Source organism: Microbacterium croceum, assembly GCF_023091245.1.
Lineage (GTDB): Bacteria > Actinomycetota > Actinomycetes > Actinomycetales > Microbacteriaceae > Microbacterium > Microbacterium croceum.
In genome coordinates, this window is the sequence record NZ_JAHWXN010000001.1 from 1,445,839 (window position 1) to 1,462,561 (window position 16,723).

14 protein-coding genes and 1 tRNA gene are annotated in these 16,723 nt (G+C 68.2%); 8 read left to right on the forward strand and 7 right to left on the reverse strand.

The annotated features are described in order from the left end of the window. The first annotated feature begins 81 nt into the window (after window positions 1–81). Complete coding sequence (gene rpoC, locus KZC51_RS06860; protein WP_247629259.1) at window positions 82–3,957, forward strand: DNA-directed RNA polymerase subunit beta'; 3,876 nt, start codon at window positions 82–84, stop codon at window positions 3,955–3,957. Window positions 3,958–4,151: 194 nt separating this feature from the next. On the opposite strand, the gene KZC51_RS06865 is transcribed toward rpoC, so the two are convergent. Then, a complete protein-coding gene (locus KZC51_RS06865) occupies window positions 4,152–4,745 on the reverse strand; it encodes a hypothetical protein (RefSeq protein WP_247629260.1) in 594 nt (197 codons plus the stop codon). A gap of 86 nt (window positions 4,746–4,831) precedes the next feature. Between KZC51_RS06865 and KZC51_RS06870 the strand changes: the two genes are divergently transcribed. The 7 genes from KZC51_RS06870 (at window position 4,832) to KZC51_RS06900 (ending at window position 11,193) form a co-directional block, all read left to right on the forward strand. Then, window positions 4,832–5,761 (forward strand): PfkB family carbohydrate kinase, encoded by a 930-nt coding sequence (locus tag KZC51_RS06870; protein ID WP_247629261.1) that lies wholly within the window; start codon window positions 4,832–4,834, stop codon window positions 5,759–5,761. A gap of 86 nt (window positions 5,762–5,847) precedes the next feature. Then, a tRNA-Tyr gene (locus KZC51_RS06875) sits at window positions 5,848–5,932 on the forward strand. A 392-nt stretch (window positions 5,933–6,324) separates the two neighbouring features. Next, entirely contained in the window at window positions 6,325–7,110 is a 786-nt protein-coding gene (locus KZC51_RS06880) for an NAD-dependent epimerase/dehydratase family protein (RefSeq protein ID WP_247629262.1), read from the forward strand. Next, on the forward strand, window positions 7,107–8,096 hold the full coding sequence (locus tag KZC51_RS06885; protein ID WP_247629263.1) for a phosphoglycerate dehydrogenase: 990 nt from the start codon (window positions 7,107–7,109) through the stop codon (window positions 8,094–8,096). Before KZC51_RS06880 ends, KZC51_RS06885 begins: the two co-directional genes overlap by 4 nt. Further along, complete coding sequence (locus KZC51_RS06890; RefSeq protein ID WP_247629264.1) at window positions 8,093–8,770, forward strand: substrate-binding domain-containing protein; 678 nt, start codon at window positions 8,093–8,095, stop codon at window positions 8,768–8,770. Before KZC51_RS06885 ends, KZC51_RS06890 begins: the two co-directional genes overlap by 4 nt. A 71-nt stretch (window positions 8,771–8,841) precedes the next feature. Continuing rightward, entirely contained in the window at window positions 8,842–9,828 is a 987-nt protein-coding gene (locus KZC51_RS06895; RefSeq protein ID WP_247629265.1) for a nucleoside hydrolase, read from the forward strand. 51 nt (window positions 9,829–9,879) lie between these two features. Then, window positions 9,880–11,193, forward strand: a complete 1,314-nt coding sequence (locus tag KZC51_RS06900) for an MFS transporter (RefSeq protein WP_247629266.1) — start codon at window positions 9,880–9,882, stop codon at window positions 11,191–11,193. A 73-nt stretch (window positions 11,194–11,266) separates the two neighbouring features. Here KZC51_RS06900 and otnC read toward each other — a convergent pair whose 3' ends face one another. The 6 genes from otnC to KZC51_RS06930 are packed head-to-tail and all read right to left on the reverse strand — an operon-like array spanning window position 11,267 to window position 16,691. Then, a complete protein-coding gene (otnC, locus tag KZC51_RS06905) occupies window positions 11,267–11,887 on the reverse strand; it encodes a 3-oxo-tetronate 4-phosphate decarboxylase (RefSeq protein WP_247629267.1) in 621 nt (206 codons plus the stop codon). Next, entirely contained in the window at window positions 11,884–13,140 is a 1,257-nt protein-coding gene (gene otnK / locus KZC51_RS06910) for a 3-oxo-tetronate kinase (protein WP_247629268.1), read from the reverse strand. The genes otnC and otnK overlap by 4 nt, the downstream gene beginning before the upstream one ends. Beyond that, window positions 13,137–13,811 (reverse strand): aspartate/glutamate racemase family protein, encoded by a 675-nt coding sequence (locus tag KZC51_RS06915; RefSeq protein ID WP_247629269.1) that lies wholly within the window; start codon window positions 13,809–13,811, stop codon window positions 13,137–13,139. Before KZC51_RS06915 ends, otnK begins: the two co-directional genes overlap by 4 nt. Then, the gene (locus tag KZC51_RS06920) at window positions 13,808–14,599 is read right to left on the reverse strand and encodes a hydroxypyruvate isomerase family protein (RefSeq protein WP_247629270.1); all 792 of its coding nucleotides are present in this window, start codon (window positions 14,597–14,599) and stop codon (window positions 13,808–13,810) included. Before KZC51_RS06920 ends, KZC51_RS06915 begins: the two co-directional genes overlap by 4 nt. Before the next feature lie 43 nt (window positions 14,600–14,642). Then, complete coding sequence (locus KZC51_RS06925; RefSeq protein WP_247629271.1) at window positions 14,643–15,380, reverse strand: MBL fold metallo-hydrolase; 738 nt, start codon at window positions 15,378–15,380, stop codon at window positions 14,643–14,645. A gap of 3 nt (window positions 15,381–15,383) precedes the next feature. Then, entirely contained in the window at window positions 15,384–16,691 is a 1,308-nt protein-coding gene (locus KZC51_RS06930) for an MFS transporter (protein ID WP_247629272.1), read from the reverse strand. Between the last annotated feature and the right edge of the window lie 32 nt (window positions 16,692–16,723).

Genomic DNA, 16,723 nt, shown 5'->3' on the forward strand with positions numbered 1-16,723 from the left:
GACGGGCTCAGGGACCCAGTGGGTTGCTGAGCCTGTCGAAGCCCCCGATTTCTTCAGAAGAATTCCGACACAGGAGAATTAGTGCTCGAGTCAAACACTTTCGACGAGCTTCGCATCGGCCTGGCCACTGCGGACCACATCCGCGCGTGGTCGTACGGTGAGGTCAAGAAGCCCGAAACCATCAACTACCGCACGCTGAAGCCGGAGAAGGATGGTCTCTTCGGAGAGCAGATCTTCGGCCCGTCCCGCGACTGGGAGTGCGCCTGCGGCAAGTACAAGCGTGTCCGCTTCAAGGGCATCGTCTGCGAGCGCTGCGGCGTGGAGGTCACCAAGAGCTCCGTCCGTCGTGAGCGCATGGGTCACATCGAGCTCGCCGCTCCCGTCACCCACATCTGGTACTTCAAGGGCGTGCCCTCGCGTCTGGGCTACCTGCTCGACATGGCGCCGAAGGACCTCGAGAAGGTCATCTACTTCGCCGCGTACATGGTGATCTCGGTCGATGAGGAAGCTCGTCACCGCGACCTCGGCACGCAGGAGAACAACATCCGTCTCGAGCTCAAGACGCTCGGTGACCGCCGCGACTCGAAGATCGCCGAGCGCCTCGCCCGCCTGGAGGAGGAGCTCGCTGCCCTCGAGGCCGAGGGTGCCAAGGCCGACGTCAAGAAGAAGGTCAAGGACGCCGCCGAGAAGGAGATGTCGCTCATCCGCAAGGGTGCCGACGAGGCGATCGCCAAGCTCGAGCGCGTGTGGGAGGACTTCCGCACGCTCGAGGTCGGCGCACTCCGCCCCGAGGATGACGTCTTCCACGAGCTGCAGGACCGTTTCGGTCAGTACTTCGAGGCCTACATGGGCGCCGAGTCGATCCAGCGTCGCCTCGCGGCCTTCGACCTCGTCGCCGAGGCGGAGAACCTGCGCCTGCAGATCTCCGAGGGCAAGGGCCAGCGCAAGATCCGTGCGATCAAGCGTCTGAAGGTCGTCAGCTCGTTCCTGGAGACCGGCATGAGCCCGGCCGCCATGGTCCTCGACGTCGTTCCGGTGATCCCGCCGGAGCTGCGCCCGATGGTGCAGCTCGACGGTGGCCGCTTCGCGACGTCCGACCTCAACGACCTCTACCGTCGTGTGATCAACCGCAACAACCGTCTTCGTCGTCTGATCGACCTCGGTGCCCCCGAGATCATCGTCAACAACGAGAAGCGCATGCTGCAGGAGGCCGTCGACGCGCTGTTCGACAACGGCCGCCGTGGTCGCCCCGTCACCGGTACCGGTAACCGTGCCCTGAAGTCGCTCAGCGACATGCTCAAGGGCAAGCAGGGTCGTTTCCGTCAGAACCTGCTCGGCAAGCGCGTCGACTACTCGGGTCGTTCGGTCATCATCGTCGGCCCGCAGCTGAAGCTGCACCAGTGCGGTCTGCCCAAGCAGATGGCTCTGGAGCTCTTCAAGCCGTTCGTCATCAAGCGTCTGATCGACCTCGGTCACTCGCAGAACATCAAGGCGGCCAAGCGTGCCGTCGAGCGCACCCGTCCCGAGGTCTGGGACGTGCTCGAGGAGATCATCCGTGAGCGTCCGGTTCTGCTGAACCGTGCACCCACGCTGCACCGCCTCGGCATCCAGGCGTTCGAGCCGCAGCTCGTCGAGGGCAAGGCGATCCAGCTGCACCCGCTCGTCTGCGCCGCGTTCAACGCCGACTTCGATGGTGACCAGATGGCTGTGCACCTGCCGCTGTCGGTCGAGGCGCAGGCCGAGGCTCGCGTGCTGATGCTCGCCTCGAACAACATCCTGAAGCCGTCCGACGGACGTCCGGTCACCCTGCCTTCGCAGGACATGATCATCGGTCTGCACCACCTGACCACAGTCAAGGAGGGCGCAGCCGGTGAGGGCCGTGCATTCGGTTCGGTCGGTGAGGCGATCCTGGCCAAGGACGAGGGAACCCTCGACCTGCAGGCGAAGATCCGCATCCGCATCCCCGGTCTGACGTTCCTCGAGGGCGAAGCTCCCGAGGGCTACGAGCGCCACGGTCTCGTGGACGCCTCGCTGGGTCAGGCGATCTTCAACGACACGCTGCCGAAGGGCTACCCGTTCGTTCGCGAGCAGGCAGACAAGAACAAGCTGTCGCAGATCGTCAACAAGCTGGCCGAGGAGTACCCCAAGGTCGAGACCGCTGCATCGCTGGACCGCATCAAGGACGCCGGCTTCTACTGGGCCACGCGCTCCGGTGTGACCGTCGCCCTGAGCGACATCCTGACCCCGCCGAACAAGGCGGAGATCGTCGCCGGCTACGAGAAGCAGGCCGCGAAGGTCCAGTCGCAGTACGAAAAGGGTCTGACGACCGACTCGGAGCGTCGCCAGGAGCTCATCAAGATCTGGACCGAGGCGACCGACGAGGTGCAGGCGGCCATGAAGGCCAACTTCCCCGAGGACAACACCATCAACCGCATGGTGTCGTCGGGTGCTCGTGGTAACTGGCTGCAGATCCGGAACATCGCCGGTATGCGTGGTCTGGTGAACAACCCCAAGGGTGAGATCATCCCGCGTCCGATCATCTCCTCGTACCGCGAGGGTCTGTCGGTGGCGGAGTACTTCATCGCGACGCACGGTACCCGTAAGGGTCTGGCCGACACCGCTCTGCGTACCGCCGACTCGGGTTACCTGACCCGTCGTCTGGTGGATGTCTCGCAGGACGTCATCATCCGCGAGGACAACTGCGGCACGTCGAAGGGCCTCGAGCTCCCGATCGCCGCGGTGGACTCGACCGGCACGCTGGTCCGCGACGCCAACGTCGAGAACTCGGTGTTCGCTCGTACGCTCTCCTCGGCCGTCATCGACAGCAACGGCGACGTGCTCGCCGATGCCGGTGAAGACGTCGGCGACGTGCTGATCGACAAGCTGGTCGCGGCGGGTGTCGAGACCATCAAGGTGCGCTCGGTCCTGACCTGCGACTCCGCTGTCGGTGTGTGCGCGCAGTGCTACGGCCGTTCGCTGGCGACGGGTAAGACCGTCGACATCGGCGAGGCCGTCGGCATCATCGCGGCCCAGTCGATCGGTGAGCCCGGTACCCAGCTGACGATGCGTACGTTCCACACCGGTGGTTCGGCATCGGCGGATGACATCACGCAGGGTCTTCCCCGTGTGCAGGAGCTCTTCGAGGCGCGTACCCCCAAGGGCGCGTCCCCGATCTCCGAGGCCGATGGTCGCATCACGATCGACGAGACCGACAAGGGCAAGAAGGTCATCCTGACGCCCGACAGCGGCGACGAGCCCGTCATCTACCCGGTGCTGAAGCGTGCGACGCTTCTCGTCGAGGACGGCCAGCACGTCACTGTCGGTCAGCCGATCCTGGTGGGAACGCTCGACCCCAAGGAGATCATGCGCGTCATGGGTGCTCGCGAGGTGCAGCGTTACCTCGTCGGCGGCGTCCAGGGCGTGTACCGCTCGCAGGGTGTGCCGATCCACGACAAGCACATCGAGGTCATCGTCCGCCAGATGCTCCGCAAGGTCACCGTCGTCGATCACGCCGACACGACCCTGCTGCCGGGTGAGATGGTCGACCTCAAGCGCTACCAGACGATCAACCGCGAGGCTGTGGCAGAGGGCAAGCGCCCTGCGTCCGGCCGTCCGGAGCTGATGGGTATCACGAAGGCGTCGCTCGCGACCGAGTCGTGGCTGTCCGCTGCGTCCTTCCAGGAGACGACCCGCGTGCTCACGCAGGCCGCCATGGAGGGCAAGCGCGACCCGCTGGTCGGTCTCAAGGAGAACGTCATCATCGGAAAGCTCATCCCCGCCGGAACCGGTCTCTCGAAGTACCGCGACGTCACGGTCGAGGCCACCGAGGAAGCCAAGAGCGAGCGCTACCCGAACCGGATCTTCGCATCCGACGGCGCGTACGCGGACGGCGACTTCGGCTACGTCGACTTCGACGCGTTCTCGACGGACGACATCACCCCCGGTACTTACAACTGAGTACTGAGTGACTGAGAAGGCCCCAGGCGATTCGCCTGGGGCCTTCTTCGTGTCCGGGGGGGGTCTCGCCTTCGGAGGAGGTCGAGCGCTTTGACGGAGGTCGCGCGCTTTGACGGAGGTCGCGCGCTTTGACGGACAGAATCGGCGAAAGACTCCTTCTCTTCGGGAGAAAGCCGTCGGAACGGGCGATGCGATCAGTCGAACAGACTCGCCACGATCGCGGAGGTGTAGCCCGCGGGGGCGAGGTTCGAGTAGCGGGTGTCGATCAGCACGTCCTGGCGCCAGAACAGGGTGCGGCCGTCGGTGACGGGGTACTGCTCGTTCTGCCAGGTCTTCTCGCAGCGGGTGCCGCCGTCGGGCGTGAAGCACGAGAAGCCCTCGTCGTCGGCCAGCGCGTTCAGCATGTCGAGCGCGGGGCCACGGTTCATCTTCGAGATCGTGGTGGTGAGGCCTGTCGTGTCGGCCCCGGGGTCACCCCAAATGCAGGTGAGCGTGCCGTCGCTGCCGACGCCCGAGGGGCCGAATGCGGCGTCGTTGAGCGGAACTCCCTCGAGCTGCGCCAGCACATCGGATGACAGGATCGCGCGGCAGTCGGTCGGAAGCGCGATCGGAGCGATGGTCGGCGTCGGGCTCGGGGAAGGAGACTCTGTCGCGTCCGGGTCGTCTGTCTCTGATGTGGTGGGGCTCGACGACGGCTCGGTGCTGTCATCGGCCGTCCGTGGTGCGCACGCGGCAAGCAGGGCGATCACGGCGAGAGCGGCGGCGGCACCGGCGAGTCGGAGGTTCATGGCCACACCGTACTGCCCGGAACGACGGGGGAGGGGAAGGATCGCGGGATACCCCCGCGTGACCCGCGGCGCGGTAGTGTCGGCGGGTGAGCAACGTGACTTCTTCCGCCGGTTCCGTGGTCGTGATCGGCGATGCCCTGATCGACGAGCTCCGTGACGATTCCGGTGTGCGCGAGCTGGTCGGGGGTGCCGCGCTCAACGTGGCCGTCGGGCTGCGGCGGCTGGGGGTCGCGACGACTCTGATCGCGATGGTCGGTGACGACGAAGCGGGCGCGCACATCCGCGAGTACCTGTCCGACCACGGTGTGCGACTGATCTCGAGCGAGGCGCCGCACGGGTCGTCACGGGCGATCGTGCAGCGCGCCGCGAACGGCGAGCCGCAGTACGTCTTCAACGACGCGGCGCGGCAGCGCAGCATCCGCTACTCCGACGAGGCGCGCGCTGCGATCGCGGATGCCGGTCTCGTCGCGATCAGCTGCTTCCCCTTCGACGTATCCGCCGAGGTGGACGCACTGGTCGACGCCCTCGGCGATGCCCGGGTCGCGGTGGACCCCAACCCCCGCACCGGCATGCTGAGCGATCGCGCGGAGTTCGTGCGCGGGTTCGAGCGTCTCGCCGCCGATGCGGCGATCGTGAAGGTCGGAGCGGATGACGCGGCCATCCTCTACGACGGCGACCTGGATGCGCTGCGGGTGCGCCTCCGCGACCTCGGCGCCGCCGCGGTGCTGGCCACGGCCGGAGCCGACGGCGCCACGATCGATACGGATGCCGGCGTCGCCTCGGCCCCGATCGCGCAGCTCCCCGGAGCCGTGATCGACACGGTCGGCGCGGGGGATGCGACGCTCGCGGCAGTGTCCGAGGGCCTGGTCGCACAGTCGCCGACAGAGCTGGGAGAGTGGCGTGCGCTGCTGTCGCGGGCCATGGATGTAGCTGCTGCGACGTGCCGCGCGGAGGGCGGATTGCTGCGCACTCCGGAGTCGCTCGCGGACTCCGGCCGAGGCGTGAACGGCAGCTGACGGCTCGATTTCTTGCACCCGCGTCTGGCGGGTATGATTATCTTTCGTGCCCCCGGTTGGCTGTCCAAGTCGGACGGGTGCGCTCTGGCGAGTTACCCAAGCGGCCAAAGGGATCTGACTGTAAATCAGACTGCTCAGCATTCGGGGGTTCGAATCCCTCACTCGCCACCAGACCAGATATGGCCCGGACGCACTGAGATCTCTCAGCATCCGGGCCTTTCTCGTTTCCACGAGGCGGTCGACGCGTCCCCGGCAAGTCCCCGGGCGGCTCGTCGGCGTGCGCAAACCGACAGCAGTCCCCGAATGGGATGAGGTCGTAGACGCCTCTGTGTCCGCTCTCCTCGGCGACTTGCGAGTCGAAGCCATCCTGGGCGATGCTCCGTCACTGCTTCCGGCGAAGAACGACGTCGACGCCTGAGCCACCAAGGCTCTCTCGTTCGCGGGCGAAGGACGTAGCCTTGATCGGTGTGCGTGCTCGCTTTCCCGTTGAAATAAAATAGTATTGCCAATACTATGGTGAAGATCGGCGGGGCGGAGATGCCCCACAGCAGGGAAGGACGACGATGACGACAGTTCTCTACACCGGAGGCGCCGGCCGCATGGGCAGGGTGATCCGGGAGGGTCTCGCCGGTCGCTACGACCGCGTCGTGCTGTTCACGCGTCGCGCTCCCGAGGAGCCGTTGCACCCGGGGGAGGAGGTCGTCATCGGCGACCTCGCCGACCTCGACGGTCTTACGAAGGCAGCGGCGGGGGTGGATGTCATCGTGCACCTCGGCGGCATCGCCGATGAGTCGACCTACGAGAGCATCCGCACCTCCAACATCGACGGCACGTACCACGTGTATGAAGCCGCCCGCCGGGCCGGTGTGCGCCGCGTCGTCTACGCGAGCTCGAACCATGTCGTCGGTTTCCACGCCGCGACCGAGACCCTCGATGAGAGTGCCCCGCTGCGCCCCGACACCTTCTACGGCGTCTCGAAGGCCTTCGGCGAGGCGCTCGCGAGCCTGTACCACGACAAGTGGGGAGTGGAGTCGGTGCTGCTGCGCATCGGCACCTTCCGCCCCGCACCGGAGGACCAGCGCCAGCTCGCGCTGTGGCTGAGCTGGCGCGATGGCATCGAGCTCACCCGGTGCGCGATCGAGAGCGCACCGGTCGGCTGCCAGGTCGTCTACGGCTGCTCGAACAACACCGGTTCCTGGTGGAACGGGCAGGCCGGGTGGGATGCGATCGGCTTCGTCCCGAAGGACGACGCCGCCGATCACGCCGAAGGAGTCGACCGCGACGCCCCCGCGCCCCGCTATCACGGCGGTGCGTTCACGGCATCCGACTACGAAGGAGGCATCTGGTGACCACGCCGCAGAGTGTCGATGTACTCATCACGACCGCGTTCCTCGCCCCCGGCGACGAGGTCGATCGGATGCTGACCGCTGCCGGGCTGACGACCCGCCACGAGGCCGACCTCGCGGCGCTCTCCGCGGACGACCGCGCAGAGCTGCTCGGCGGAGTCCGCGCGATCATCGCCGGCACCCGCCCCCTGGGTGCCGAAGAGCTGACCCAGGCCGAGAACCTCAAGGTCGTCGTGCGCACCGGCGTCGGCTACGACAGCGTCGACGTCGCTACCGCCACCCGTCGCGGCATCCCGGTCTGCATCACCGCCGGCGCCAACCGTCAGGCGGTCGCGGAGCACGTGTTCGCGCTGCTGCTGGCGTCGGCACGGCGGATCCCGGAGAACATCCGCAACCTCTCGGACGGACGCTGGGAGCAACTCACCGGACGCGAGCTCAGAGGCGCGACGCTCGGCATCCTCGGACTCGGATCCATCGGCAAGGCGGTCGCCGCGATCGGGCGGGCGTTCGGCATGGACATCGTCGCGTACGACCCCTACTTCGACCAGGAGTTCGCTGCGGCGAACGGGGTGCGACGCGCCGACCTCGAAGACGTGCTGGCGCAGTCCGACTTCGTCACGCTGCATCTCTTCCTCGACGACTCGACCCGCAACCTCATCGATGCGCAGCGACTGGCGTTGATGAAGTCCGATGCGATCGTGATCAACACCGCCCGCGGTGGCATCATCGACGAGCAGGCGCTGGTCGAGGCCGTCGAGGCTGGTGTGATCGGCGGCGCAGCGCTCGATGTCTTCGCCGAGGAGCCGCTGTCGCCCACGAGCCCACTGCTGCACACACCGGGCATCCTCGCGACGACCCACGTCGCCGGAGCCACCCGAGAGGCGCGAGGGGAGTCCGGCCGCATCGCCGCGACGACCGTGATCGACGTGCTCGGCGGGGGAGAGCCCCGGTTCGTCGTGAACCCCGACTACCAGGGGGTGCCGGCGTGATCACGCTCTACAGCGGACTCGTCGTCCGTCAGGCGCTCGAGGAGACCGTGATCCCGATCTTCGAGAAGGAGACGGGAGAACGCGTCGAGGCGACGTTCGAGCCGACCACGGTGCTGCTGAGCCGCATTGCAGAGGGCGCGCGCCCCGACCTCGTGCTGGGCGTCTCGTCATCGGTACGGGAGCTGGCCGACCAGGGAGTGCTCGGCCACGAAGGTCTCGCCGACATCGCGGTCTCGGCGGTCGGATTTGCCCGCTTGCCGGACAGCCCAGCGCCCGCCGACGAATCGGCGGAGAGCTTCCTCGAGTATCTGCGTGCGGCCGCGGCCGTCGCCTACACACTGAGCGGCGCGAGCGGGCTGCATTTCATGGAGGTGCTGCGCGCGCACGATCTGCTCGACGCCATCGACGAGCGCGCCGTCCGCTTCGCTGCCGGGCTCACGGCCGAGGCTGTCGTCGACGGTCGCGCGAGCGTCGCGATCCAGCAGGTCAGCGAACTGCGCGCGGTGGCGGGACCGCACGTCGTGGCGCCGATCCCGCACGCGCTCCAGTCGTACGCCTCGTTCGCGATCGGCGTGCGCCACGGAGCTCCGGGGGCGGCAGCCGCCTTCGCCGCGTCACTCGGCGCGGATGACGCGCGCCGCGCCTTCGCATCCGTCGGGCTGAGCGCCCCCTGACAACCGACGCCGCAGGGCGTCATCACGGAAGCTGCGGCCGGACCCAGGTCGCACTGACGAGAAGAGAGAACATGAGAAAAGTCATCGTGGACACCGACACGGGAGTCGACGACGCGCTCGCACTGATGCTGCTGGCAGCCGACCCCGAGGTCGAGATCCTCGCGGCGATCAGTGTCTTCGGCAACTGCGAGAGCGAGCGTGCCGCCGACAACGCCCGGTATGTGCTCGACACCTGCGGCCGCACCGACGTGCCCGTGTACCGTGGCGCCTCGGTGCCGCTGCGGCAAGAGCTGCGGTTGAACCCGGGAATACACGGCGAGGACGGATTCGGGAACACCGGACTCCGGCCCGCGACTCCCGTGCCGGCCGAACCCGACGGCGTGCAGGTGCTGCTCGACCTGGTCGACGCACATGACGGCGAGATCGACTACCTCGCGCTCGGTCCGCAGACGAACCTCGCGCTCGCCCTGCAGCGGGAGCCGCGGCTGCTGGAACGGCTGCGCAGCACGACCATCGTCGGTACCCTCGGCCCTGCCCTCTACAACGACACCGAGCCGTGGGCGGATCGACGCTTCCGCGTCTCGCGTGACCCGAACGTGTCGTTCGACATCGACGCCGCGCAGGAGGTCGCGGGCCATGAGGGCGACGTGACCTGGTGCGGTCCGTATGTGACGCGGCAAGCGCTCGTCCCCGAGGACTTCTTCCTCGAGATCGCCGCGGAGACCGCCTCTCCTCCCGCGCAGCTGATCACCGCGATCAGCGCGGATTACGCGGGCTTCTACACGCGGTCGTATCCGCAGCCGGATGAGCATCGGGTCATGGGCATCAACGACAGCCTCGCCGTCGCCACCCTGTTGCGACCGGAGCTCGTCGCAGGGGCTGTCCGTCGCCCGTTGCAGACCTTCCAGGACCCGGCGACCGGCGACCGCTACCTCGCCGGCGTGCATCCGTCGCGTGAGGAGACCCGTCCGCTGCACCGTGTCATCTTCGACATGGACTTCGACGGCGTGCTCCACCTCATCGGCGACACCCTCCGCCGCCCGCTTCCCTGGCGCTGACCCACCCCCCCCGAAACAGGCATCACCCCCCCTGAGCGAAGGAGCTCTCCCGTGACGCAGGAAACCACCACCCGACCCGTCGACGACGCACGTTCGCGTCGCCACGACACCCGCAATCTCTTCGCGCTCAGCGCGGGCCACGCTCTCGAGTGGTTCGACTGGGCGATGTTCGGACTGCTCTCGGTCTATATCGGCAATGCCTTCTTCCCGGGCGACAGCCCCGCCTCGGCGACGCTCAACTCGCTCGCCGTCTTCGCGGTCGGCTTCATCTTCCGCCCGATCGGTGGAGTGGTCTTCGGCCTCGTCGCCGACCGCGTCGGTCGCAAGATCGTCATGATCGGGTCGGTCGGCGTCACGGCCGCCGCGAGCCTCGTGATCGGCGTGCTGCCGACGCACGAGACCCTCGGCGTCTGGGCCGGCATCATCGTGCTGCTCATGCGCATCGTGCAGGGCATCTCGACCGGCATCGAGGCGCCGCTGAGCCAGGCCTACGGTCTGGAACTGGTGCCGGAGCGCCCTGGCTATGTCGCCGGCTTCATGGCGTTCTTCAACAACCTCGGCAACCTGCTCGCCCCGCTGACGGCTTTCGGCGCCAGCGCGCTCCTGGGCGCCACCGCGATGGGCGAGTACGGATGGCGTATCCCGTTCATCCTCGGCGGCGTGCTCGGCGTCCTCGTGCTGTGGCTGCGACGCTCGTTGCCGGAGACGCTGCCCGTCGGCGTCGTGGGCAAGAACGGCGAGGTCGCGACCCGCACCGAGACGATCGAGGTCTGGCGCGGCGTGCGGCACTACTGGCTGAGCGTGATCGCCGTCGTCTTCGTGATCGGCGCGATCATGGCCTACAACTACACGTGGCTCTCCGGTCTGCCCTCCCTGGCGACGGGAGCGTTCGGCGAGGACCCCACCGCTGTGTTCGCGGTATCGACGACGATGAGCATCGTGCTCACCCTCGGAGCGCTCGTGCTGAGTCGCATCCTCGACAAGTGGGCGCTCTCGCGCTGGTTCCTGGTCGGACGCATCCTGGCGATCCCGACGATCTTCCTGGTGCTGCTCTACAACGACGGCGGTATCGGTCCGCTCGCCGGTGTCATGCTGGGCGGATCTCTCGTGCTGCTGCTGAACCTGACGATCTACAACGCCGTCGCCAACTCGCTGTTCCCGCAGCACATCCGCGGCACGGCGATGGGACTCGGCTACGGCGTCGGCGTCGCGCTCTTCGGCGGCACCGCCTCGTACCTGTTCGTGTGGCTGCAGAGCATCGGCGCGGGCTGGATGTTCCCGATCTACATCGCGACCCTCTGCGCGATCAGCGTCGTGCTCTACGTGCTGGCGAAGAAGCGCAACGGAGTGTTCGTGGGTTCCTGACCCCGACCATACGACGAAGGGCGTGCGGGTTCCGATTCCGGAGCCCACACGCCCTTCGTCGTGTGCGAGGCGATTAGTTCGCTGGACGCAGCGCGTCGGCCTGAGCGGGAGTCAGCGGGCGGGTGGCCAGGCCGCGGAGCAGCAGGAAGAGCTTCGCCGTCTCCTCGAGCTCCTCGAGTGCATCCATGGCCGCGGAGAGAGTCCGACCGGCGACCACGGGACCGTGATTGCTGAGCAGCAGCGCCACGTGGTCGCGCGCGGTGCGCTCGGCGAGCGTCTCCAGTGCGTCGTCCCCCGGTGCGTGGTACGGCAGCAACGGGAGACGGCCGATGCGCATCGCGAAGTAGGCCGTGAGCGGGGGGAGCGCATCGTTCGGGTCGAGGTCCGCCAGGCACGATACGGCAGCGGCATGCGTGGAGTGGGTGTGCACGACCGCCTGTGCGCCGGGTCGGGCACGCAGCACGGCCGCGTGCAGGAAAGCTTCCTTCGACGGTGCGGGGCCCGACAGGTGCCGGCCCCGGTCATCGATCAGCGAGAGCTCGTCGGCGGTCACGGTGCCCAGGCTCGATCCGGTCGGGGTGACCAGGATGCCGCCCTCTGCGCGCACCGAGAGGTTGCCCGTGCTGCCGTGGGTGAGGCCCCGGTCGAACAGAGACCGGGCGGCCCGGATGACGTCGTCGCGCTGAGCGTTCACGACCCGCTCCCTTCGGAGGCGCGCACCAGAAGCTCGGGGTCGCCGAAGTTGCCCGATTTCAGCAGGAATCGCGCGCCGTCATGGCCGTGGATCCACGGCACTCCGCGGGCTGCTTCCGCGCCGATCTCGCCGCCGCGCACCGCGAGTGCGGCGATCACCGCACCGGAGGTCTCGCCGCCGGCCGTGATGAAGCAGGAGACACCGCGCTCGCGGACGCCCTGGGCGACCTGCGAGATCGCGTCTTCCAGGATGGCGGCCGATCGCTCGACGCCGAGCTGCTCCTGCACCTCCTGCAGCTCCTCGGGCGGCAGCGAGGCGTAGATGAGAGGCGCAGGCGCGTCCCGGTCGAGCGCGTCGTACCAGGCGAGCGCCCGGGCCGCGAGCGCGGTCGGATCCTGATCGGCGAGGGCGTCGAGGCGGTGCATCGGACGTCCGGCGTTCCGCATCGCATCGATCTGCTCCAGCGTGCGCCGCGAGCAGCTGCCGGCGAGCACGATCGTGCGGCCGGTGTCATCGGCGGGCGGAGTCGGATGCTCCGTGGATGGCCGGCTCTCGACGACGGCGCGGGCGAGGGCTCCGGCGAGCCCTGCCGCTCCCGCGAGCAGGGGCTCGTGCACAGCGGCCCGGGCGATCGCCAGCAGGTCGTCGTCGGTGACCGCGTCGGGGAAGAGGTAGCGGGCGTCGTGGGCGGAGTCTGCGATCGCCGAGCGCAGCGCATCCGCGCCGGCATGCACCAGCTCGAGGGGGAGCACCCGGCTCGACGGAGCGGTCAGCTGACGATCGAGCAGCCGCACCAGGTCGGAGTCGCGCATCGGCGTGAGCGGATGGTCGCGCATGGGCGACTCGGCGAGAGGGACGCCGTTCACCAGGAGCTGTCCGCCGGAGACCGTGCGGCCGTGTTCGGGAGAGCTCGGCGTCGTGACCACACGTCGCGCGTCGACGAGAGACGCGAGCGCCTCAAGCACCGGGCCGATGTTCCCGTCGGCGGTCGAATCGAACGTCGAGCAGTACTTGAGGTACAGCTGATCCGCGCCCTGCGCCTGCAGAGCCCTCGCCGCCGTGAGCGACTGGGCGACGGCATCCGCTGCGGGGATCGTGCGGGTCTTGAGGGCCACGACGCCCACGTCCCACGTCGGGTCGATCGAGTGGTCGCGCGGCTCTCCGAACACGATGCCGGTGCGCAATCCCTGACGGCGGCAGGCCACCGCGACGTCGGTTCCGCCGGTCACGTCGTCGGCGATGATCCCGATCATCGGGCGGACCCCGCGGCGAGGAGGTGGCGCAGGGCGACGGCGGAGCTGGCCGGACCCGACAGCACCGGGATGCCGAGTACATCTGCCAGCTCGCGCGCTGCGGGAGCCAGCGAGTACTGGGCCAGGAAGACGGCGTCCATCTGCGCGGCGTGCGGAGCGCAGGCGTCCGACAGCGCGGCGACCAGCGCTCGGGAGTCCTGGGCCTTCGTGGCAGCCATGGCGGCGGGCACCGTGATGCCGGTCACGGCCGTGGCGCTTCCTGCCTCGTGCAGGGTCGTCTCCAAGCGTTCGACGGAATCGTCTCTGGCGCCGTCGAAGGAGGCGACCACCAGCACGGTGCCGTATCCGGCCATCGCGATCTCACGGAACGCGGCCTCGTCGGGGGCCAGCACCGGCGCATCGCGCCGGACGTCGGAGGCGACGGGTCCGTAGAGGGAGCAGGTGAGGAGAACGCCGTCGGCGCCTTCCGCCAGGGCGTGGTCGATCAGGCGCACCATCCGCGCGCGGAGTGCGTCGTCGAGACCACCGCGGTCGTCGGCGTCGCTGAGCAGACGATCGTCGAGGATGTTCCAGACCTCGGCCTCGGGGTACAGCTCGTCGAGCGCCGATCGAGCCGGCGCGATCGCCGCGGTGACGGCGCTGATCAGGGCGATTCTCGGGGGAGTGGTCATGCGGAGAGCTCCTTCATCCAGCCGAGGCCGGTCACGGTGTCGGTCAGCGGCTGATACTCGCAGCCGATCCAGCCGTCGTAGCCCGAGTCGCGGATCGCTGTGAAGACACGATCGAACGCGATCTCTCCCGTGCCCGGCTCATGGCGGCTCGGCGGGTCGGCGATCTGGAGGTGTGCGATCTGCTCGCGGTGCGCGAGGAACGTGGGGATCAGGTCGCCCTCGTCGATCTGCGCGTGGTAGAAGTCCATCAGCAGGCCGGTCTGCTCGCGGCCCACGGCGTCGACGACGGCAGCGGCCTGTGCTTGCGTCTCGAGGATGAAGCCGGGGGCGTCGCGCTTGTTCTGCGGTTCGAGCAGCAGGCGGATGCCGGTGCCGCGCGCCTGCTCGGCCGCCCAGGCGATGTTCGCGGCGTAGAGCGCGAAGGCCCGGTCCCGCTGCACGTCGTCGGGGACGATGCCCCCGACGACGTGCAGGAACGGGGCCTCGAGGGCCGTGGCGTACTCGAGACCCCGCAGCACCCCGTCGCGGAAGGCCTGCTCAGCGCCGGGAACACACGCGAGTCCTTGGCGGGTGGGGGAACCGGCGGGACCCATCGGCGTGTTGATCAGCACCTGCGCGAGACCCGCCTGCGCCAGCAGCTCCCTGAGACGGCCCGGCGCGTACTCGTATGGCGCCGGGAACTCGACGGCGCGGAAGCCGGCGCGGGCAGCGGCGTCGAACCGCTCCTCGAAGGGGTGCTCGGTGAACAGCCATTTGAGGTTGGCATCGAAGCGCAGCGGGGTGGTCATGTCATCTCCTGAGGGGCGGATGTCGTGCGCGGTCAGGCGCGGGTCAGCGGATGCTCCGATCGACCTCGCCGCGGACGCCGTCCGCGAAGAACCCGATCCGAGAGGACTGCTCCGCCAGGCGCACGGCGTCGGCTCCGTCGAGGGCCAGTGCCACATCGTGTCCGGGCACGAGCACGCCGGATGTGTCGCGCAGCAGCGACCGGAGGCGGTCGACGCTCGCGCGGCTGGCGTCGGCATCCATCGTGGAATCGACGACGAGGGTGTTGAGCTCGAACACGTTCTTCACTGCGTCTCCCGCGAACACGTGCGAACGCTCCGCGGCCTCCACATGGAAGGCGAGGTGACCGGGGGTGTGCCCCGGACTGGCGATCGCCGTGATGCCCGGCAGGATCTCCTGTCCGTCGCGCATCCGTTCGACGCCCTCGTGACGACGCAGCAGCTCCTGGATGTGCAGATCGGGGATGAACTTGGTCCCGGCAGGCTGCGTCGACGCCCAGGCGAGCTCTTCCTCACCGACCCAGGTCGTGGCGTTCGGGTACATCGTGAAGTTGCCCACGTGATCCCAGTGCAGGTGCGTCACCACGACGTCGGTGATGTCACCGGTGTCGAGGCCGAGGTCGGCCAGACCCTCGTGGATCAGCGGGATGTAGGCCGGAGGGCCGGCGTCGATGAGCACGCGACGGTCCCCCTGGTGGAGCAGCCAGAGACTGCTCCACCCGAAGGCGCCGTGCGAGGAGGACTTCCCGGGGAAGCCGTCGACGAGCGAGTGGAGTTCGTACATGCGTCAATCCTGCGCCTTCGAGGCCAGGGATCCCCGCGAGAACTTCGCGGTCAGCGTCGCGCCGACGGCGAGCAAGAGACCGGCGAGGATGAACGGGATCGTGTAGGAGCCCGTTCCGTCGACGAGGAAGCCGGTGACGATCGGCGCGAGCAGCCCGAAGGTGTTGCCGCCCACCTGGACCAGCGCGAACACGCGTCCCTTCGAGGGGTTGCCCTGGATCAGGTCGCCGGCGAGGGCGAAGTTCAAGGTCATCGCCGAGGTGATCATGATGAGGACCCACGCGATCAGGATGACGATCGCCACCACGTCGTCGACGAACGGGAGCACCAGCAGAGGGAGTGCAGCCACCATGGCCGTGGTCACGAGCTTGCGGCGGCCTCCCGAGTGCAGCTTGTCGGCGGGGACCAGGCGGTCCGCGAGGTACGCCAGGAAGATGCTGCCGACGGCGGCCACGGCATACGTGATGCCGGTGACCCAGCCGGAGCCGAGGCCTTCCAGCCCGCGCTCCTTCTCGAGGTAGAGAGGCATGAACGAGAGGAAGAGATAGTTCGTGTACGCCGCACAGCCGTGGGCGATCAGCAGGCTCCACATCGTGCGTGTGCGCAGCAGGACCGGGAGGGTGAGGGGCGTGGTGGAGTATCCCTGCGCAGCGACCTGCGGGTCGACCCGCTCACGCAGGATGTACTCCCGCTCGGACGGCTTCAGCCACTTGGTCTTCTCAGGGGTGTTGTACACGAGCAGCCAGATGAGACCGAAGACGATGCCGACGCCACCGAGGATGAAGAACGAGGCGTGCCAGCTCAGCGAGGCGATCAGATACGCGGCGACCACGGCGCCGATCGCCGGGCCGAACAGTGCCCCCGCGTTGAGCAGGCCGGTGAACCGGGCGCGCTCCTGGCGCGGAGCCCACTCGGAGATGACGGAGTTGCCGACCGGGTACATGGGCGCCTCACCGGCACCGAGCAGCAGGCGGGCCACGACGAGCACGGCGAGTCCGGTGGCGGCTCCGGTCATGCCCGCCCCGATCGACCAGACGATGATGCTGATCGGCAGCAGGAGGCGAGCGCCCCAGCGATCCGCCATGAGCCCCACCGGGATCATCAGCGCGAGGTAGGCCCAGCTGAAGACGGAGGTGAGGATGCCGTACTGCCCCGTCGTGAGGTCGAACTCCTCGATGATGTGGCTGCCGGCGATGGACCAGTTGATGCGGTCCATGTAGCCGAGCGTCACCAGGAGCATGAGGCCGATGCCGATGATGTATCGGCGGCCTCCCACGGCTGTGCGCGTGGCTGAGGCGAGTTGTTCAGTCATCGTTGACCTTTCGGAAAGAAATACTATCGACA

Coding starts and splice junctions, on each gene's coding strand:
- KZC51_RS06865 (WP_247629260.1), bottom strand. CDS start 4,745: ATGAACCTCCGACTCGCCGGTGCCGCCGCCGCTCTCGCCGTGATCGCC.
- KZC51_RS06880 (WP_247629262.1), top strand. CDS start 6,325: ATGACGACAGTTCTCTACACCGGAGGCGCCGGCCGCATGGGCAGGGTG.
- KZC51_RS06895 (WP_247629265.1), top strand. CDS start 8,842: ATGAGAAAAGTCATCGTGGACACCGACACGGGAGTCGACGACGCGCTC.
- otnK (WP_247629268.1), bottom strand. CDS start 13,140: ATGATCGGGATCATCGCCGACGACGTGACCGGCGGAACCGACGTCGCG.
- KZC51_RS06915 (WP_247629269.1), bottom strand. CDS start 13,811: ATGACCACTCCCCCGAGAATCGCCCTGATCAGCGCCGTCACCGCGGCG.
- KZC51_RS06920 (WP_247629270.1), bottom strand. CDS start 14,599: ATGACCACCCCGCTGCGCTTCGATGCCAACCTCAAATGGCTGTTCACC.
- KZC51_RS06925 (WP_247629271.1), bottom strand. CDS start 15,380: ATGTACGAACTCCACTCGCTCGTCGACGGCTTCCCCGGGAAGTCCTCC.
- KZC51_RS06930 (WP_247629272.1), bottom strand. CDS start 16,691: ATGACTGAACAACTCGCCTCAGCCACGCGCACAGCCGTGGGAGGCCGC.